The organism is uncultured Sulfuricurvum sp. (assembly GCF_937936435.1).
Classification (GTDB): Bacteria; Campylobacterota; Campylobacteria; order Campylobacterales; family Sulfurimonadaceae; genus Sulfuricurvum.
This window is the reverse complement of record NZ_CALDDG010000027.1, coordinates 46,497-65,482: the sequence shown is the minus strand read 5'-3', so window position 1 is coordinate 65,482 and position 18,986 is coordinate 46,497. Positions and strand designations below refer to the sequence as shown.

The following is an 18,986-nucleotide window of genomic DNA, read 5'->3' as shown; positions in this document are numbered from 1 at the left end:
GAGATAAAGGAATGTGACTGGAGTTCAGACGTGTGCTCTTCCGATCTCTCGGCATGGAGTTGTTCGAAAATTGTTTTAAATTGGGGTACAACGTAAGAAATAAGAACGGTAAAGGCGATAGCCATTGCAATCATAACATTGCGGGGATATGCCATCGCTTTTTTGAATTTAATAATATTTCGGCGAATCTCTTCGAGCATATCAGATAATTTATGTAACGCTTCGGCCATATTCCCTGTTTTTTCTCCCAATTCGATCATAGCTAGGGAAAGGTTTCCGAGTTCAAAGCTAAAGTTGCTTGCCGATTGAGATAAGCTATGTCCGGCATTGATATCTTCAGCCATGGTTCCTAGGACAAGTTGCAGTGTCTTATCGGTTGTTGCATCAGCAATTTCTTTTAAGGAATCATGGATTGAAATTCCGGCATTTGTCATTACTGCTAGCTGCCGTATCGCAGCGATTAATCCGTCTTGTTTTAGTTTGCGCTTTCTAACATTTGAAAATAGTGCTTCTTTGAATTTTTTTAATTGATCTTCTAATGGTGGAGAAGATTCGGTAACTTTTAAGATCATACCGGAAAATTTAATTTTGGCTAAATAATGAGCTTCCTTTTTATTTTCAGCATACAGCCCAACTTCGCTCTTTTTTCCCTTTGCTAAAACAGTTGCTACAAAGTACTTCATCCTTTTGCCACCCTTAAAATTTCATCAAATGTCGTAATTCCGTGAACCGCTTTTGCCATGCCGTTTTCAAACATTCCGACGAATCCTTCCCGCTTAGCCTCTTTAAGGAGGTCATCTTTCGATGCTCCTCTGGCAATCATGCTTGAAATTTCTTCGGTGATGGGAAGAACCTCACAGATCATCTCCCTGCCCATATATCCGCTACCATTACACTCTTTGCATCCCGCTCCCTCATAAAAAACAGTATGTGGAGGGATAAAGGAGCTATATTCTTGTAATAGCGTCTGCGGTATATCGACCTCTTTTTTACAATAATTACAAATTTTTCTAACCAACCGCTGCGCCTGTACGGCAACAAGTGCTCCGCTGATGAGATACGGCTCAATTCCCATATCTGACATTCGGGGAATTGCACTGATCGCATCATTTGTATGCAGCGTGGATATGACCAAGTGACCTGTAAGTGCTGCCTTGATAGCGATTTCGAGCGTTTCGTGATCTCGAATTTCCCCAATCATAATTTTGTCCGGGTCCTGCCGCAGGATAGAACGCAATGCATCGGCAAAGGAGAGACCCACTTTGGGATTGACTTGGACTTGTTGGATAAGATTCATCCGATATTCGACAGGGTCTTCAACGGTAATAACTTTGTCTTCGACATTTCGAAGTTCGTTTAACGCACCGTAGAGGGTGGTTGTTTTACCGCTTCCCGTCGGTCCGGTTACCAAGATGATCCCAAACGGCGATTGCAGTCCTTTGATTAATTTTTGATAGCTTATCGGATCCATTCCCGAATCTTCCAACTTCACAAGGGCCTTGGTTTTATCCAAGATACGCATAACAATTGATTCACCGTAGATAATAGGAAGGGTAGAGAGACGAAAATCAAATTCGGCATCCATAACAACAGCGGAAAAACGGCCGTCTTGCGGTTTGCGGCGTTCTGCAATATCCAAATTTGCCAATAGTTTTATACGCGAGGCAAGAGGAGGATAAATGTCTCTGTCAAAGATAAAGATTTCGGCGAGCTTTCCGTCGATCCTTCCCCGTACCACGCAGTTTTTCTCTGTCGGTTCAATGTGAATGTCACTTGCTCGGCCTTTGATACAGGCTTTTAAAATGACATCGATCAGTTGCAGAATGGAAGAAGCTTCCTGTTGTTCTTCGAGTGTACCGATATTACGTAATTCATTACGGATATTGGTAACAAGCTCTTTAACACTATCCTTGAGTTCCATTTTAAACAAATAAGCTTGTATCTGTTTTTCTGTTGCAGCAGCCGTTTTTAGCGATTTTCTCGGAAAAAGGCGTTGGATTGACTCTTGAGCTTCAATGTTTAACGGGTCAGAAAAAGCAACAACGACATACATATCATCTTGAGATATTGGCAAGGCGTTGTAGCGTTTTAGTTGCGTAGTAGGAATCTTTTCAACCAGCCGATAGTCCATATCGATAGAATCGAGATCAATAAATGGAATCTCGATTACTTCTGCGAGATGAGAAAGAATTGACCCTTCATCCAAAAAATGGTAGTTCTTAATAATGGAAAGTTCGTATCGACCTAAGCGGATTTGTTCGACTATAAAACGTTTGATGAAATTGATAGAAACCGCGCCGACTTTTGTAAGTGTTTCGAGAACTGTGTCATCTTGAACACCGCGCGAGGTTAATCGATCAATCTGTTGTTGAGTGATATGGCGTTTCTCTAATAAATCATGGGTAATGCGATCCATATCTCTTCCCTTTAATAAATGTGATGAACAGTTAATATTTTATCATAGTATTCATCTACTGCTATGCTTTTTTTCCCATTTACCTGCGTTCTGTAGAGTTTAAAACTTTGCCTTGGATTTTGTTTGTCCGTATATTCTTTTATCATAGCATTATTTTGGGGATTATTGATATAGAGGTCAAATATTTTGGAGAGCAAATGGCTACTGGTAGGAAAACGTAAATCTTGAATGGATTTGGAATCGTAAAGTGCGCGCATTAGCAACTTTTTTTGCATTAATAATAAAGAGAAATAGGCACTGTTTGCACGAGCTTCCGGAGTTTCTTGCAAATTGGATATTACGAGTGAGAGACGATCGATTTGATCTGCTTTGAGACATGAAAAACCGAGAAGAGAAACAAATGCTTCATTTCTTTTATTTTGAGAAAAAACACTGTACCCGAAATTACATCCTTCTGTGTATTTGCCTTGTTGATAGAGAGTAAAGAGCTGTGTATTGGAGTCGGCGAAAAGGGGATAGAGAAAAAGAGTGAGTAATAAAATTGGTTTCATTTAAAGTTCCCTTTTTCGATTGAATCAAGCAGAATTTTAGCTGTTTCTGAACCGGATTGAGAGATATAAAGTTGCAACGTCTTTTTTGCTTGATCCGATTTGCCGAGTTTAACCAGAGATTTTGAAAAAATAAGCCAGCTTTCATCGATTTTACTGTTCAATGTATTGGTTCTTAGCGCGTAGTTATAGGCCTCATTAAAATTACCCTGATCATAATAATATCGAGCTATAAACAGCCCGAGATTCGCATTCGAAGTTTCTTTGAAGCGACGTTGCAGTCCTTCTATATCGAGTTTTGATTCATTACGGTTGATAGAAAGAGATTTGTCTGAGGGCGCGGATACCGCTCCGGCAGCCGTCATCGAGTTAGACAGTTCGGGTACTTTGATTACTTGCGGCGGAGGAACTGCTCCTATGATGGGCTGCGATGTTTTTAGCACCGTTTGTCGTGATGTGTTCAGGGGAATTGTCGACAATGATTCTTTTTCGAAAGATTGAACAAATTCCATAGAAGGCTCTAAAACTATTCGGGTATCTTCAATCGCTATCGGCGTTTTCGGTATTGTTACCGTTTTCGTGATTATGGGTTTCTTTGCAGCAGGTTTTGGCATATTGCTTGTGTTAAGCCATAATAATGCGATAACTGCTGAAACGGAGAAAATGAAGACAGAGGCTCCGATAGGAGCGTACCGTTTGATTTTATACTTTAGCCATCGCCGTTCCAAATTAGGGATATCAAGCACGGATCAGTCCTGTATGAATGGCAGCCATTTCAATCCATTTTATTTTAAGGGCATTATATTTTATTTTAGTCGGATTGTTCTCTTCGTACCAACAATAAAGACTAAACAGTGAGAAAAGCAATTTATTGGTTTCTCTGTAATTTCCCTTTGTCAAGGCGGTAATATGTTTCATGTTTTTGTCGTTAAACATGTTGGCGACATCAAAGCAGTTGGATTTCAAAAGTTTTTTTTGAATATATACTTTTAATTCTTCCGTAGTAGCATTTTTTAGTTCGATACTTTCCCAGATCCGAGTTTGAAAATGTTCTTTTGCAATAATATCTTCTTGATCCGTTTTATGAAGTGTGATAACGAATTTTATGGCTCTGGCATCGGAGATAAGACGAATTTTTTCCATTAATGCCGGACTGTACAATTGTGCTTCATCCAACAAAACGATTGGAATATCAGGTAGAGAAAGGGCATTCGCGATTTCCAAGAAGCGGTTTAACGTCATGATTTCTCGTGGTGCATGTCCGAATATGTTCTGCGCCAATACACGGAGAAAATCGTCTTCATCGATGATCGGGATGGAGACCATAAATACTTTTTGGTGTTTGGAAAGGTCGTGATGAAGTTTATGTAGAAGCATACTTTTCCCCGTACCTGGCCGACCGTACAACAAGATCATTTTTAACGGTTTTTGAACAGAGTTCTTGAGAGATTGATACATATGTGATACACTGTCGATTTGGACGTAATCTTTTGGATTAACCAAATCCACAAAAAGATCACGCGGCTTTGAGAAAAGGGAGTTCTCCATCCGTTATTTGGTTTCCTCTTTCGATTCTTCCTGAACTTCTTTGCTCAAACGTGTATAGCCTAAATCACCCAACGAGAGTGAGTCTCCCTCTTTTTTGACGATATGCGGTTCAATAATAATAACTATCTCTTCTGTTTTTTTACTAATACCTTCGCGTTTAAACAAGTAGCCTAAAACGGGAATATCGCCCAACAGAGGAACTTTATTATTATCATTGACGTTTTTCGTCGTAATAAGTCCTCCCATGATAACACGGCTGCCGTCCTTGACCGTAATTACAGAAGAAAGTTGTCGACGACTCAAGTCTGGCGGCATAGTTCGTGTAGCATTATCTGTTGAGATATTGCTTGCTGTTTCGGAGATTGATGGATTAATGCGAAGTGTGATACTGCCGTCGTTGGAAATCTCAGGAGTTATATCGAGTAAAACCCCTGAAAATACAGAACTTACAACCTCTGTTGTCGCTTGCTGTCCGGTAGTTCCACCTGCAAGAGTAGAAGTGTTGGTCGTCTTGTAAAACAATTCAGTACCGGCCGTAATAAGAGCCGGCTGATTATTCAGAGTAAGAACTTTTGGATTGGATATTGAATAAACGTCCCCTTGAGTTTTTAGAAATTTAATGACTTCATTAAGACTCCCTTGTGCACCGATTTGAAAAACTGTTTGCCCTACAAAAGGTTGTGTTGATTCAGTACCTGTCATATTTGTAATTGGAGAGATAATAGTGGAAGTTCCGGTGCCTGAGCCTGTGAAGGTTTTTACATTTCGTGTTGCATAATGGTTAAATGACAAGTCAATATTCTGTAGAGCGTATAGTTGGGACCAGTCAATACCGGTTGATGTAGCATCGCTAAAAACAACACTGTACATTTTGACATCGATTAATACTTGGGTCTGCATTTTTTTCTGTAAATCATCAATATAAGTATCAAGCCGTTTGATTTGATTTCCGGTACCGGTTACTGTCACCAAGCCGGCACTTTTATTGATAATAATGTTGTGGAGCTCATCGCCATGCGATGAATTGTCTTTGTTTTGTTTAGTATTTGTTTCAGATATTATGTTTTTTTGTTTATAGTCGTCTTCCGGACGACTTAAAATATTTTTAACTTCTTTTTCCAATGTATCCCAAAAATTGACTTCATCAACGCTACTGATGTTAGTACCTGATTCAGATGATGCACTGGTTCCACTCTCACCACCGCTTCCTGACGATCCGCCAGCAGATGTTCCCGTATTTGAACTAAGTCGAACGTTGGTACTACCTGTTCCTATCCGTTTGGTTGTAATGTAATCGATTTGATAGGTTTTAGTTGTTAGATATGAAATTTTTAAAATATTGTTTTGTAAGGTATATTGTAGATTGTTCTCTTTGATAATCAAGTCTAAAACTTCATTGATCGTAAGGTTCTTCAAAAAAGTTTTATTCATCGGCTTTTTAAGAATTTCTTCTGCCTGTTCATCGGTAACGATTAAACTCATACCGCATTCATCACTCAGTTGATCTATGAACTCACCGACTGTCGTACCTTTGACAGAGGATATATTGAAAAGTTCATAAGTACAGTCCGCTTGAACAGGCATTGTTGAGAGAAGGGCAGCCGTGGCAACGGATAACATAAACGTTCGACTATGGTGTTTAATTACAGATGTCATGATACTTTCCTACTTTGTGGTGATTTTTATATTAGTGTTTTGCTTCGTTAGAAACAAGATTAATTTTTGCTCTTTTTTACCCATCAGTAAAACAGAGTTGTTTTTAATTTCAGACAGCGTATAGTTTCGCACAGAGTCATTGAGTTTATACCATTTGCCGTTGATTAAAACACTTTTATTAATGATGGCTTGAAGTCGTAGAGGTTCTTCAATAACCGGCAGATTACTACCCAATTTTGGCGGAGGTAATAGTCTTGATCCGGTTATACCTGATGGTAAGCTTGCCTTCATTTTCATCGGGTCTTTTAGAGAGTTAATGAATCCTTCGGGTATTCCGATCCGAGAAGGGAGAATGGCTTGAATCTGTTCATCGACCCAAGTTAGCTCTTTATCAGTGTTGGAAGAAGGAACATCAGCATTGGCTGTTGCAGTAAGCATGCAAAAAGATAAAAGACCAAAAAGGATAGTATAAAGCTTTTTCATTGACGTACGATCCCCCATACTGAGATATTAAGATCACCTTTTAACTTTTCATCTGCATTGATACTGAAATCATGTAAATCTACTACCAGCTGGCTTTGTTCTAAAGCATTAATAAATTTCAGAGTGTTTTTATAAGGCCCTTCCGAAGATATGGCAATGTCTAAAACATGCCCGAATGAACTGTTGTCCGTTTGAAGAGTATTGCCAAATTGTGCTAACTTAACATGGTAAGCACGCGCATATTTGGATACTGAGTCGAGGTAAGAACCCCATACTTTTTCATCGTAATAAAGAGAAGAAATTTGTTCCAATTGTTCTTTAATATAGGTGTTGTATTGGATATACAATGAATGTTGTTGTTCTATAGCAACTGTTTCCTGTTCGATTTGAGTGATTCGTTCCGGTGGATTAGCACTTAAGTATTGTTTATCTGCATTTAAGTCATTTTCAACTTTGACAGCTTTTTCATGAGAAATCTTGAATCCGGACTCAGAACTTTCCCAAAAAAGTAAATAGGAAAAAGCAAATAAAGAGGCGAAAATCATGACGAAAAGCATCATTTTATCACGGTCACTTTTTGACGAAAGAGACTGATCTAAAGAATAAAGGTAGTCTTCGATTTGAAATTTCATTTGATTACCGCCTTCAATTCACTAAGATAAGATTTTTGGTCTTCATTGTAAGAGATAAGTTCAAGATTAAAATCGTATTGATCCCGTTTAATATCAGTCAAATGCTTCAACAATGCCGTTATATCCTGCGTACTTGATGAAACCAATCCGAATGTGAACGTTTTAGTGGCATTAACCTCTTCAGTGTAAGAGATGGTTTTGAGCTGGACTCTATATTGATTGAAATTCCGCGTAAAGTCGGCCATGATTTTGGCTTTCATTGGATAATTGACTTTTTTCTCGTGGATTTTACTTAACGTATCCTGCTTTTGCTTGTAGGCCATCTTTTGCTCATCTAACAGACTCTGCGCTGCGTTTTTATTGGCAAGCTTAAGATTGATGGTTGCTTCTCGAGTCATTTTGTCAATATGAACTTGTTCATATTCTTTACTTAAAACGGCATGATGGAATTCTTCAACATAAGATAGCCCCCAATACACACCGGGATAAAGTAAAGCTGCTGCAAGTGATGCCGCGGTAACAAGGATGAGTTTTCCACTGTCGCGTTTAGCAAAAGGAGGAGGACGATGAAATATCGTAAAATTACAATCATAACGCTCTTGAGCATCTAATCGGCTGTAGAGATGCATCAACTGATGAATTTGGTCGACGGAACTGCCGTTTGTGTTAAATCCGTAGTTAAAATCAAACGGGGTAGTTTTTAATCCGAGATAGGTTTGTGCATACTCATCGAGCCCCAAGACACTTCCGGCCCCTGTGCCGATAAATATTTCATCAAATTTTTTGATCTCATATGCTCTTTTTGCATAGGTCATGATATCACTGATATGGAGGAAAATTTCTCCAAATAATTTAATCAGATTTTTCTGATAATCGGGATTGGATGTATTAAGCCCCTCTTCAGCCAACATTGTTTCAAAGGTTTGCAGCTCGATTTGTTCGCCGATAAGTTCACAAAAACGTTCATGCATTTGTCTTAGTGAGAATTTTAAGGATTTGGCATAAATAAATTCTTGTTCATTATAAATACAAAAAAACGCGTCATTTTCTTGGAAGTAGATAAAGCAGTGAACATCAGAAGAGTCAATTAAGTCTTTGACGTAAAGGGATTTAAGAAGTAACGGTACAGGAATAAGTTGATCGATGTACTTGAGTTGGTTGACAACTTTTGCAAACTCTTGTTCTAGTGTCAGCGGATCAACAACAAAGACATGGAAAAAGCGGTCTCCTTCCGTTGTTCGTCGTATGGCTTCGATATATTTGATATGATATTCTACAGCCATATCAAGAGCAAGTTCTTCGTACACTTTGTTTTCCAAAGCATCATAGACATCATCATCAGGAATATTTTTACTAATCCCGATAAGGGTAGTAATAAACCCTTTCGTATTTAAAAAAGAGACAGTAAACTGTTCTTTTGAAAAAGACGGAGAGCTAACACTTGATATTGAGTTGAACGTTCCACTGTAGTAATCCTCTTTATACGGATTAGCTGAGACAATGGTTGAATAGGCTTGCTGTTTGCTTTTACTCATCCTCTATCCTATTTGAAATGTACGAGAACCATTCCGCAAAAGCGGCTTTGTTGATAAAATTCAACTCGAAAACTCTTTTTCGACGTATCGATTGAGTATTTCGGATCAAAATCTTTTAATTCCACCCTTAGATTACTTTCATCTTTTACCCCTTCTTTGGTAAAACCGATGATATTAATCCTTGTGTTAGAATCGTTATTGATAATTTTAAAATCGGCAGTTACAAAAAAATCTGTAGCAAACGTGATATTTCTGTCTTTTCCATCAATCAAAAGAGAAATAGAATCGGAACAATTCCCTTTAGGATGATAACTTGGAATAACACTGCATATTTTTTCATTACCGATATAAAGATCAATGTTTGACTTGTTTTGCCGAACACTTCCCAATGGATGGGAAAATTGAAAATCGTTCTGATCCGATTGTAGCGGAATCAAACTTAAACTGTTTTTTAAGTTTTCTAAACTCAGGTACGTATTGTTGTTAATGGTTAAATAGCCGTAGTCTTTAAGCAAAATATTGATTGTCTCTGGATTAAAGGCAAAGGTGCGCTCGTATTCGATCCCCATTAATTTCATATAGCATTCAATCGCTCGGAGTTGGTAAAAAACTTTATCATGAAGCTGAGGTAAGTTTTTGCTTGTCTCTATCGCGAATGCCGGTTTATTATGGGTGACGGCGTAATAAGTTAAGGAGTGTTTCATTGCTTCATCATCAAAGCGGGTATTGGTATTACGGACATCGAAAAAATGGTGATTTTCGATTAAATCACCATTTAACTCCATGCTTACTTTCGCTGCGATTTCATTAAGATTTCCGTAAGGATGATCGGTATTGAGATTGCCTTGATCTATAACGCATGTTTGCCCCCATGCGTTGGGATTAAAAATAGTATTTTGATATTCTTTGCGATAGAAACCGTGCCCGTCATGTAAATTCAAAATTAATCCGACTTGGGGTGATGTGATAATTTCTTGAATGGAACGGACACTTTCCAAATCGGGATCATTTAGATCTATTTGTGCAAACTTTCGATTCATATCGCCGTTGATTCCACGGCTATTTTGTTGGATACTCAGATGATTAAGATTAGGGACAATCCAAAGGTTTCCCTTTTTAATCGTATAGTATTGGGCTAATAAGGCTGCCGCAAAGTAGCTTCCGGGTTCATTACCGTGAATTCCGCCAATGACTAGCAACGTCGGCGTATTGTGTGTATCTGTCTCTTTTTTAATAAGATGGAAAGGGAGGGCAAAAAGTGTTTCGAGTAACACGAAAAGTAAAATAAATGCAAGCCGCATCCATTACTCTTCGGTTAAAATAGCAATGGAGTGGTCCGGATTTAAACGCAATAAAATAGATTTTTCACCTTCGAAACGGTGGCTTTCACTCGTATAGACTTGATGAAAGGCCACCCAATATAAATTCTTTTTTTCTCCTGGATAAGGGATGATCGTAAAATTGCTAAATGTAATGTTTTTTTCTTCATCTTTATTAAAGATTCTCTCTTTATAAGTTTTAAAACGTTCAAAGTTCATCCCGTCGTAACGTTTAAATGTGGGATCATAGAAAGAGAGGTAATCATCGATATCATTGTAGGTCCATGCATATTTCCACTGAAAAAGAGCGGAAAGAATCGAGGAATAGGCGGATGGGCTGACTGATTGCTTGATAGAAGTATCGATAATCAGTACGGTGTTGTAAGGGTTAATGGTTTGATCTAATTGAATAAGATCATTGTTATTGATCGCGATACACCCTTTTGTAAATGGGTCTCGTGTACCGTTTGAAGGGACACCGTGTACCCATATTCCATCGCCGTCCTTTCCTCGAATACGGTCGTATAGATTGGGATATGAAGTTACAAATGCCATAGGCCCATAGAAAGGGTCGACATTCTTTTTCTTTTCGGTAAAAGTATAAACGCCTATCGGTGTTCTCAAATCTCCCCGTGTATTTTTATCGCCGGGATTTTTCCCGGTAAACGCACTATAGCGCTTTTTAAGCGAGAATTGCTGTTGAGCATTCGGAGTATAAAGTTCCAACGCTCCTTTCTCTTTACTGCAAGCGAGGAGAGATACGGCTCGCTCAAAATATCCGAAACGGAGATCTTTGTTCATTATGTAACTTGCCCAATATGACGGCTTACCCATTTCACTGTCTATCAGCTTTTTGCCGCCGCTTTTATAGAAAGTTAAAACGTCCTCGGAAAAGAGGGCAGAAGTCAAGAACATAAAAACAAAGATGAATTTCACCAGTCGTATCCTAAATCACTTAAAAATTTTTTATCGGTCGTCCACCCTTTTTTGACAGAAACAAAGAGTTCGAGATAAACCGGTTTAGAAGTAAGTCGTTCAATTTTTTCACGGGCATTTTTTCCGATCCGCTTTATTGCGCTTCCACCTTTTCCTATGATAATCCCTTTTTGAGACTCTTTTTCGATAATGATGGTTGCACGGATATGTTCTACGGGGGCATCTTCATCGATTGAATCGATAATAACATCGGATTCATACGGAATTTCGTCACTAATATTTTCAAAAATAGCTTCCCGTATGAACTCTTTATAAATATCACGGATCATTTCGGTAGTGATATTTTCGGGATCATAAAGATAGGGAGATTCATCAAGGTACTTGACAATAGTATCAAGAAGATCCTTTTTCCCGACATTTTTTGTCACAGACATCGGAATGAGAGCGAGAAAATGATCGCTGAACCGATTGTAGTCACTTATTTTTTTAAGAAGTTCTCCCTGAGAAATTTGATCGATTTTACTCAAAACGATAATATGCTTTCGTTTATCCGCATTCATTTCTAAGAATTTTTCATAATGAACCGTAGCATCGGAAGCCGGTGCTAGATATACAACTATATCGCAATCGCCGATGGCTTTCAATGCTTCTTCGAGCATATATTGATTAAGAAGTTTTTCGGCTTTGTGCAGACCGGGAGTATCTACGAAGATAATTTGATCATCATCGTGCATCACGATGGCATTGGCACGTTTTCGCGTGGCGTTGGCTTTTTGGCTAACTAATGCAATTTTTTCACCTAACAGCCAATTCATCAACGTGCTTTTTCCGGCATTCGGACGCCCGATAAGGGCTACGAAACCGGCTTTACTCACCTTTGATCTCAAGGTGAAGTGTCGCATGAATCCCATGACCGAGTTTGAGATCTAAATCATGCAAACCGGTTGTTTTGATTCCGTGTTTGGCATCGAGCTCTTTTTTATCGATTTCAATTTCATGTTGTTCAAGTAAAGCATGCGCAATTTCATCTTTCGTAACGGAGCCGAAAAGATGCCCGGTGTCTCCCAGCTTTTTTGTAATTACCACTTTGATATCAGCGAGTTTAGCTTTCAGCTCATTAAGACGTTCGATTTCAGCCGCTTCGTTTGCCGCTTTTTTTCGTTGGTCCGATTCGTATTTTTTCAATACTTCGTTTGTCGCGGCTAATGCCAGCCCCTTGCCGATTAAGAAGTTCTTGCCGTAACCGTCTGCAACGTCTTTGATTTCACCGGCTTTTCCGACGCCTTTGACATCTTTTGTTAATAAAACTTTCATAGAGTCCTTTCGTTATCCTCGAACGATTTCGCCGCTGTAAGAGACGATTCCGTGTGCAAGGTTAGAAACTTTAGAATATCCCATATCGTGTAAAATGCGTTGACAATGTGCACTTCGGCTTCCGACATGACAATATACGATTATGTGTTCGTCTTTATCCAATTTCGAGTCGGTAAGTGTTTGGAAGAAATTACTGGTAGGAACCAGGACATCCACACCCGCGATTCGTCCCATTTTCCACTCCATCCATTCACGTACGTCGACAACTTTAAAGTTAACCATACCGAGTTCGCGTGCTTCAAATAATGCCACGAGCTCATCACTGTCGATATCGCTTTTATGTAAGAGAACTTGGCACTCTTCTGCGGTCAAGCCGCGAGAATGTTGATGAACGATAGCCTCAATCTCTTCATTTTGCAGCTGAGACGCCGCATATTCCGGTGTACAAAAAATTTGACAATGGCATACACCGTCTTCCGGAATTTCATGTTCCAGTGCCGGTTTACATGGGCAGATGCGGTCTTCTTCTTTATTGCCTGTTATGAAGAAACAAGGACAATAACGTTTTCCGTGCATGAGTTTATTACGTGTGAGCCCGTATTGGATTCCTTGATTGATTTCAGGATCCGGATTGTAAACAAAACCGAATTGGGCACAGACCTTATCTGTAAATTTAACGGTTTTTTCGAGTTCGAGTTTAAATTCTTCCGATTCCGGATCAATTTTTTTAATAGTATCGCTCATTAGGATTCCTTGTATTATTTTTTTCGCGCTTTACCGGCGATAATAAAGCGTAATGCATTCAGTTTAATGAATCCGGCGGCATCTTTTTGATCATAAACCGCATCTTCTTCAAACGTACAATAGTCGGCATTGAATAAAGAAACATCGGAACTGCGTCCTACAACCATTACGTTTCCTTTATAAAGTTTCAATCGGACGGTTCCCCGTACATTTTCTTGCGTTTTATCGATAGCGGCTTGAAGCATTTCGCGTTCCGGTGAGAACCAAAATCCGTTATAAATCAGTTTGGCATAGCGAGGCATCATTTCATCTTTAAGATGTGCGGCTTCACGGTCCAATGTGATAGACTCGATAGCACGATGCGCTCTTAGCATAATCGTTCCGCCCGGTGTTTCGTAACAACCGCGGCTTTTCATTCCGACAAAGCGGTTTTCGACGATATCGGCGCGGCCTATACCGTGGCGTCCTGCAATGTTGTTAAGCTGTTCAAGCATGACAGCAGGCGAAAGAGTTTTACCGTTTAGGCTGACAGGATCTCCGGCTTCGTACCCGATTTCGATATATTCGGGTTCATCCGGTGCGTTTTGCGGAGACACGGTCCAACGCCACATACTCTCCTCCGGTTCTGCGGCAGGATCTTCGAGGATTCCTCCCTCGTACGAGATATGGAGTAAATTTGCATCCATCGAATACGGCGATTTTTTGCCGCTCATTTCGATTTTAATGCCATGTTCGGCAGCATAGGCAAGAAGCTTTTCGCGAGAGTTCAAATCCCATTCACGCCATGGAGCAATAATGGTTAGAGCACTGTTTTGGCCTAAATATCCCATTTCAAACCGAACTTGGTCGTTTCCTTTTCCGGTAGCACCGTGACTGACGGCATCGGCTCCGGTAATACGCGCAATTTCAGCCTGACGTTTGGCGATCAAAGGACGTGCGATGGATGTTCCCAAAAGGTATTCGCCTTCATAAATCGCATTGGCACGAAACATAGGAAATACATAATCACGTACAAATTCTTCGCGCAAGTCTTCGATATAGATATTTTCCGGTTTGATTCCGAGGCTGACTGCTTTGGCACGTGCCGGTTCTACCTCTTCGCCTTGACCGATGTCGGCAGTGAACGTGACAACTTCACACTTGTATTCGTCTTGAAGCCATTTTAATATGACACTTGTATCAAGTCCGCCGGAATAGGCGAGCACAACTTTTTTAACTTCTTTTTTCATGTCCGTATCCTTGTCATAACTACCGTTACCCCATACGTATCGATGGAGTTAATATCGCGATATTATCAAAAAAAGGGTGAAAATGACGTTAAAGTTTTAGATTTAATGAAGAGGCTTGGATATTTTGGGTAGATTTTAGAAAATCGATTGTATTTTTGAGCTGTTGCATGGCAAGTGCGGTTTTACGTTTATTACGCTCAAGGAGCTTTTGCCCTTCGATGAGCAAATAAGCGGCTTCTTCGATTTCCTGTAAGGTATTAAATTGAGGCATTTCATCCAGTAAGGATGAAATTTGGCTAATTTCCTCAAGAATCAGCGCTTTTTTAAACTTTATCAGCCACATCAGTACTCTCTTTCCATGCTTCAAGTAGGCCTTTAACGACTTTATTGACTTCATCCAGTTTTGTACTGTCATTGGCAATATTCGCTTCAACAAGGAGTCGAAGCTGATAGGTATAAAGACCGGAAAGATAGTGAGCGATATTTCCGTGACGATAATCTAAGCTATTCAGTAATTCTGTAAATACGGCATTAGAACGATTAATCCAGTAAGTGCGTCGTTCAATATCATTTTCGGCAATGGAACGTTTTGCCTGCATATTGAAACGCAAAATCCCTTCATACATCATTTGGATTAATTTTTCAGGTGATTCCACCCCAATATTGTTTTGATTGTAAGTGTTGTAAGCGAGATTGTTATACATAGAAAAAACCTTAATTTATAATTGTGAAAAACTCGAAAAATGGGCACTACAACATGATGTCGTTCAATGGAGTCAAGCCAAATTTATCCTTTTTGATCGAATAACAATCCGTTAACTTCCTGAATTTTAGGCAAAAGCTGCTCTGCCTGTTCGACAGGGAAACGTCGAAGCATCCGATTGCTTTTTGTATCGACAACAGAAACATAAAAATCCTCCGATTGATTGTCAAAACCGAATCGTAATGAGGTATTAAACGGATTAAGCGATTGGTTTAACTCGTCAATCAATTTGCTCATATCTTCTTGCGAACTTGTTTTCGATGTTTTTTGGTCGCTGTCGATTTGTGAAACTTTATCTTGATTGATCTGCGCTTTTTGAATCTCTTGGACACTTTGAGTGATCTGTACGTCAGAACCGCTTGTCTTAGGCATGCTGGTTTGACTCTGCTGCATTTTTGCAGTCGTTTGCAAAATTTCCATCTTTTTATTCTCCTTCTTCGAGCGTATGAGACATTTTCTATCTTCTAAATCGTCAAACAAAATGAAAACTTTAATCTTCTATGATACTCTTGCGTTCATGAAACGTTATTGGACACTTTTACAAAACGAACCATTATTGCGACGTCTGTCGCTAATCCAGTTAATTGCCTATTTCGGTGCATGGTTTAGCAACGTTGCTATCTATACGCTACTGATACAAATGGGTGTTGACGCTACGATTATAGCATTAGTAGCGGCATTGCATTTTTTACCCGGAGTTTTTCAAGCTCCTCTCAGTGGTGTGTTATTGGATCGGATTCATCCGAAGCGGTTAATGGTCATTTTGACTATAACTGAGATAACGTGTACCGTTTTATTGGTTAGTATCAACGATATCGGGATGTTATGGCTTTTATATCTGCTCGTTTTTATCCGGATGGGAGCTTCGAGTTTTCATTTCACGGTGGAGATGTCTTTATTACCGCGTGTACTTGAAGGAAAGTCGTTACAGATCGCTAATGAAATACATTCGATAATTTGGTCGCTTTCCTACACACTCGGGATGGCATTAAGCGGGTTGGTTGTTTACTGGGTTGGGATTAAAATGGCCTTTTTACTGGACGCGTCGCTATTTGTTGTCGTATTAGTACTTGTGAGCGGTCTTACAATAGAGCTGGAGATGTTACCGAATGATTCACGGTTCGTCCGTATGATGTTTGATACGTTTGGATACATTCGCGCGAATCCGCTGGTCTTTCATCTGATGTTATTGCATGCCGCAGTAGGGTTTACCGCGTTTGATGCATTGATAGCACTTGCCGCAAAACATTTTTATGTCCATGTAGTAGCGGTATCATTGGGAATCGGACTATTGAATGCGGCACGTGCAGTCGGTTTGGTGATAGGACCGATGGTGTTAGGACACCGAATCAATAACAATAGATTGGCATTACTATTTTTAGCGGAAGCTTTGTCCATCTTATTTTGGGCAATGGTAATTGAGCATTTTTACTGGTCTCTAATCGCTTCGGTCACAGTCGGTTTTGTGACGACGACACTATGGTCGTATACCTATACATTGATTCAGCATCATACCGATAATGAATTTTACGGACGTGTCGTTGCCTATAACGATATGATTTTTCTAGGAGTCGGGGCGATCGTCTCTTTGTTCATAGGATATTTATATGAATACGGTATTTCTTTAGGAGTCATAACGGTGATTTTAGGAGTTTTTTTTGTCTTGGCCGGAATATATTACGAGTGGGTACGACGACGTTATAGTTTAAAGGAAATCGGATGAATACTATGTATCAAAGCGGCGATCGGCAAATTGATTTGTCTAAGATAACCCGCATATATCCTGCGGTTTTGATTAGTGCCGGAGGAGAGTCCGCATCGGTATCATTGGAGTGGGCTGAGATGAAAGCCGATGTAATTCATATTGAAGCTTATCTTCTGGTGTGCGATACGGACCCGATAGGCGAGGTTCCGCTAAATCGTATCGAATTACGATATGAGACGAAAGAAGCTTTATTTGAAGCGATACGGGAAATATCTGCAAGGTTTCACTCCTGAGCCGCTCAACTATGAATGAACGTGTTTTGCGTTTGGCAATCCCTGCCGCCCTTAAACATTTGCTCGACATTATTCAAATACTGATTGATATGCTTATGGTCGGTTCTCTGGGGGTTGCCGCGCTGGCGGCGGTAGGGTTGACGATGCAATTTATGATGGTTATTCAGGCTGTCATGACGGTGTATGCCGTCGGTTCGAGTGCATTGATATCCCGTTATATCGGAAGCGGACGAAAAAACCGTGCATCAGCCGTTGTGTTTGTTGGCGTTTGGATTGCTTTGATAGGTGGGATTTTTGCCGGAATTCTTGGATGGTGGTTCTCTGCGGACTTGTTCAAATGGATGGGATCGGGGCCGGATGTCATTATTCTCGGAAACGGATATTTTCAAATCCTTTCTATGGGAATGGTCCTGATTTTTCTGGATACCCTGGCGTATAATGCCTTGTCCGCTGCCGGAGATACACGCTCATCCCTCTTTATAAAAATCCTTTCTTCCGTGTTGAATGCATCCCTGAATTATCTTTTTATTTTCGGTCACGGCGGATTCAGTGCGATGGGAGTCGAAGGGGCCGCATTGGCTACGGTCTGTGCGTACGGGTTCAATGTATTTATTTATGGATGGATATTGATCCGTAAAGGGGGCGTTTTGAATATTTATCCGATTGTAAGAATCGGCGAAGCGATCAAGATGCTCACGATCGGTTTTCCTGCCGCGGTTGAGCGGGTTGTGGGTGTCAGCTCCTTTTTGCTATTTGTCATGATGATCACCTCGTACGGAACCCATGCATTAGCCGGATATCAGATCGGTTTGCGGATAGAAGCTTTGGCCTTTATGCCGGGGTTCGGATTTTCGGTGGCGGCAATGGTATTGGCCGGACAGTATATCGGTTCGCGACAGTTGGATTATGCGTATGAATCAGTGATTCTAAGTGCAAAGATTGCCATGATGTTTATGGGAAGTGTCGGGATTGTTTTGTTATTGTTTCCTGAATATCTGATCCACTTTTTTACAGACGATACGGCGACGACGGAACAAGCTGCAATGTATTTGCGGCTGGTAGGGATCGCACAGGTTCCATTGGCTCTGACATTTGTCTTAAGCGGTGCGTTCAGGGGGGCTGGAGCTACAAAACTCAGTATGCAGATTTCTATCGGGTCATTATGGGTATTCCGGATTGTTCCATCGTACCTTGTGATGGTTATGGGAGGAGGAATTTTAGGAGTTTATATCGCGATGACCGTGGAAACCTTTATTAAAGGGTGGTGGTTCTGGCGGGTTTTCCGCCAAAGAAAGTGGTTGGGAATAAAGGTTTAATGCTCTTGATCCAAAAGCTCTTTATATTGTTGCTCGACAATTTTTAATCTGTTTCTATCCGGCATTTTACGCGATGCGATATAACCGATGATATTGCCTTCTTCGTCAAGCTTGGGAACGATATGAACGACAACCCAATAAAATTTTCCGTCTTTGCGGAGATTTTTGACATATCCTTCCCAAATTTTTCCGCTTTGAATCACTTTCCACATTTGTTCGAAGCCGGCTTTCGGCATATCGGGGTGACGCAAGAGACTGTGAGGTTGGCCAACCGCCTCAAGAGCAGTATAACCGGTCATCTCCGTAAATTTGCGGTTGACGTAGGTAATGATCCCTTTTGTATCGGTTTCGGAGATTAGACTTCGTCCGTCGAATAAAACTTCTTCGTTTACAGGAGTGGGGCGCTTCATAAAAATAGATCCTAAACTTAGATTTTAGTATAAGTTTGTGATTATAACTTGATTATTACTAAAATAAAAGTTAAATAAGAACCGATTTCTATCTCTGCAAGTATAATTCAGAGAAGAACTTTCAAAGTAGACGGTAACG

Annotated in this window: 21 protein-coding genes; 3 read left to right on the top strand and 18 right to left on the bottom strand. The window is 40.1% G+C overall.

Going from position 1 to position 18,986, the window contains the following annotated elements; genetic code table 11:
• Positions 1-679 precede the first annotated feature (679 nt).
• The 17 genes from Q0389_RS03425 to Q0389_RS03345 all read right to left on the bottom strand — a co-directional run bounded on the left by Q0389_RS03425 (position 680) and on the right by Q0389_RS03345 (position 15,543).
• Positions 680-2,416 carry a GspE/PulE family protein gene (locus tag Q0389_RS03425; RefSeq protein ID WP_298691643.1) on the bottom strand — a complete coding sequence of 579 codons (1,737 nt, stop codon included), beginning with the start codon at positions 2,414-2,416 and terminating at the stop codon, positions 680-682.
• Between the two features lie 11 nt (positions 2,417-2,427).
• Positions 2,428-2,967 carry a hypothetical protein gene (locus Q0389_RS03420; RefSeq protein WP_298691641.1) on the bottom strand — a complete coding sequence of 180 codons (540 nt, stop codon included), beginning with the start codon at positions 2,965-2,967 and terminating at the stop codon, positions 2,428-2,430.
• The gene (locus tag Q0389_RS03415; RefSeq protein ID WP_298691639.1) at positions 2,964-3,578 is read right to left on the bottom strand and encodes a tol-pal system YbgF family protein; all 615 of its coding nucleotides are present in this window, start codon (positions 3,576-3,578) and stop codon (positions 2,964-2,966) included. The genes Q0389_RS03420 and Q0389_RS03415 overlap by 4 nt, the downstream gene beginning before the upstream one ends.
• Before the next feature lie 124 nt (positions 3,579-3,702).
• Positions 3,703-4,512 carry an ATP-binding protein gene (locus tag Q0389_RS03410; RefSeq protein ID WP_298691637.1) on the bottom strand — a complete coding sequence of 270 codons (810 nt, stop codon included), beginning with the start codon at positions 4,510-4,512 and terminating at the stop codon, positions 3,703-3,705.
• Positions 4,513-4,515: 3 nt separating this feature from the next.
• Positions 4,516-6,168 carry a pilus (MSHA type) biogenesis protein MshL gene (gene mshL, locus Q0389_RS03405; RefSeq protein WP_298691635.1) on the bottom strand — a complete coding sequence of 551 codons (1,653 nt, stop codon included), beginning with the start codon at positions 6,166-6,168 and terminating at the stop codon, positions 4,516-4,518.
• 9 nt (positions 6,169-6,177) lie between these two features.
• Positions 6,178-6,651, bottom strand: coding sequence for a hypothetical protein (locus tag Q0389_RS03400; protein ID WP_298691633.1), 474 nt, complete (start codon positions 6,649-6,651; stop codon positions 6,178-6,180).
• Positions 6,648-7,283 (bottom strand): hypothetical protein, encoded by a 636-nt coding sequence (locus tag Q0389_RS03395; protein ID WP_298691631.1) that lies wholly within the window; start codon positions 7,281-7,283, stop codon positions 6,648-6,650. Before Q0389_RS03395 ends, Q0389_RS03400 begins: the two co-directional genes overlap by 4 nt.
• On the bottom strand, positions 7,280-8,818 hold the full coding sequence (locus Q0389_RS03390) for a hypothetical protein (protein WP_298691629.1): 1,539 nt from the start codon (positions 8,816-8,818) through the stop codon (positions 7,280-7,282). The genes Q0389_RS03395 and Q0389_RS03390 overlap by 4 nt, the downstream gene beginning before the upstream one ends.
• 8 nt (positions 8,819-8,826) lie before the next feature.
• Entirely contained in the window at positions 8,827-10,119 is a 1,293-nt protein-coding gene (locus Q0389_RS03385; RefSeq protein ID WP_298691627.1) for a M99 family carboxypeptidase catalytic domain-containing protein, read from the bottom strand.
• A gap of 3 nt (positions 10,120-10,122) precedes the next feature.
• The gene (locus Q0389_RS03380; protein ID WP_298691625.1) at positions 10,123-11,073 is read right to left on the bottom strand and encodes a L,D-transpeptidase family protein; all 951 of its coding nucleotides are present in this window, start codon (positions 11,071-11,073) and stop codon (positions 10,123-10,125) included.
• Positions 11,070-11,948 carry a GTPase Era gene (era, locus tag Q0389_RS03375; protein WP_298691624.1) on the bottom strand — a complete coding sequence of 293 codons (879 nt, stop codon included), beginning with the start codon at positions 11,946-11,948 and terminating at the stop codon, positions 11,070-11,072. The genes Q0389_RS03380 and era overlap by 4 nt, the downstream gene beginning before the upstream one ends.
• Complete coding sequence (gene rplI / locus Q0389_RS03370) at positions 11,941-12,387, bottom strand: 50S ribosomal protein L9 (protein ID WP_298691622.1); 447 nt, start codon at positions 12,385-12,387, stop codon at positions 11,941-11,943. The genes era and rplI overlap by 8 nt, the downstream gene beginning before the upstream one ends.
• 12 nt (positions 12,388-12,399) lie before the next feature.
• On the bottom strand, positions 12,400-13,131 hold the full coding sequence (locus tag Q0389_RS03365) for a ferredoxin-thioredoxin reductase catalytic domain-containing protein (protein ID WP_298691620.1): 732 nt from the start codon (positions 13,129-13,131) through the stop codon (positions 12,400-12,402).
• A gap of 14 nt (positions 13,132-13,145) precedes the next feature.
• The gene (locus tag Q0389_RS03360; protein ID WP_298691618.1) at positions 13,146-14,360 is read right to left on the bottom strand and encodes an argininosuccinate synthase; all 1,215 of its coding nucleotides are present in this window, start codon (positions 14,358-14,360) and stop codon (positions 13,146-13,148) included.
• Between the two features lie 88 nt (positions 14,361-14,448).
• Positions 14,449-14,703, bottom strand: coding sequence for a hypothetical protein (locus tag Q0389_RS03355; RefSeq protein ID WP_298691616.1), 255 nt, complete (start codon positions 14,701-14,703; stop codon positions 14,449-14,451).
• The gene (gene fliS / locus Q0389_RS03350) at positions 14,684-15,064 is read right to left on the bottom strand and encodes a flagellar export chaperone FliS (protein ID WP_298691614.1); all 381 of its coding nucleotides are present in this window, start codon (positions 15,062-15,064) and stop codon (positions 14,684-14,686) included. The genes Q0389_RS03355 and fliS overlap by 20 nt, the downstream gene beginning before the upstream one ends.
• Before the next feature lie 83 nt (positions 15,065-15,147).
• On the bottom strand, positions 15,148-15,543 hold the full coding sequence (locus tag Q0389_RS03345) for a flagellar protein FlaG (protein ID WP_298691612.1): 396 nt from the start codon (positions 15,541-15,543) through the stop codon (positions 15,148-15,150).
• A 61-nt stretch (positions 15,544-15,604) separates the two neighbouring features.
• Between Q0389_RS03345 and Q0389_RS03340 the strand changes: the two genes are divergently transcribed.
• Genes Q0389_RS03340 through Q0389_RS03330 form a run of 3 tightly spaced genes read left to right on the top strand, consistent with a single transcriptional unit; the run spans position 15,605 to position 18,437 of the window.
• Positions 15,605-16,846: an MFS transporter gene (locus tag Q0389_RS03340; RefSeq protein ID WP_298691610.1), complete on the top strand. Its 1,242-nt coding sequence runs from the start codon at positions 15,605-15,607 to the stop codon at positions 16,844-16,846.
• Complete coding sequence (locus tag Q0389_RS03335) at positions 16,843-17,121, top strand: hypothetical protein (protein ID WP_298691609.1); 279 nt, start codon at positions 16,843-16,845, stop codon at positions 17,119-17,121. Before Q0389_RS03340 ends, Q0389_RS03335 begins: the two co-directional genes overlap by 4 nt.
• Positions 17,122-17,132: 11 nt before the next feature.
• Entirely contained in the window at positions 17,133-18,437 is a 1,305-nt protein-coding gene (locus Q0389_RS03330; RefSeq protein WP_298691607.1) for an MATE family efflux transporter, read from the top strand.
• On the opposite strand, the gene Q0389_RS03325 is transcribed toward Q0389_RS03330, so the two are convergent.
• Positions 18,434-18,847: a PAS domain-containing protein gene (locus tag Q0389_RS03325; RefSeq protein WP_298691593.1), complete on the bottom strand. Its 414-nt coding sequence runs from the start codon at positions 18,845-18,847 to the stop codon at positions 18,434-18,436. The genes Q0389_RS03330 and Q0389_RS03325 overlap by 4 nt on opposite strands.
• Positions 18,848-18,986 lie beyond the last annotated feature (139 nt).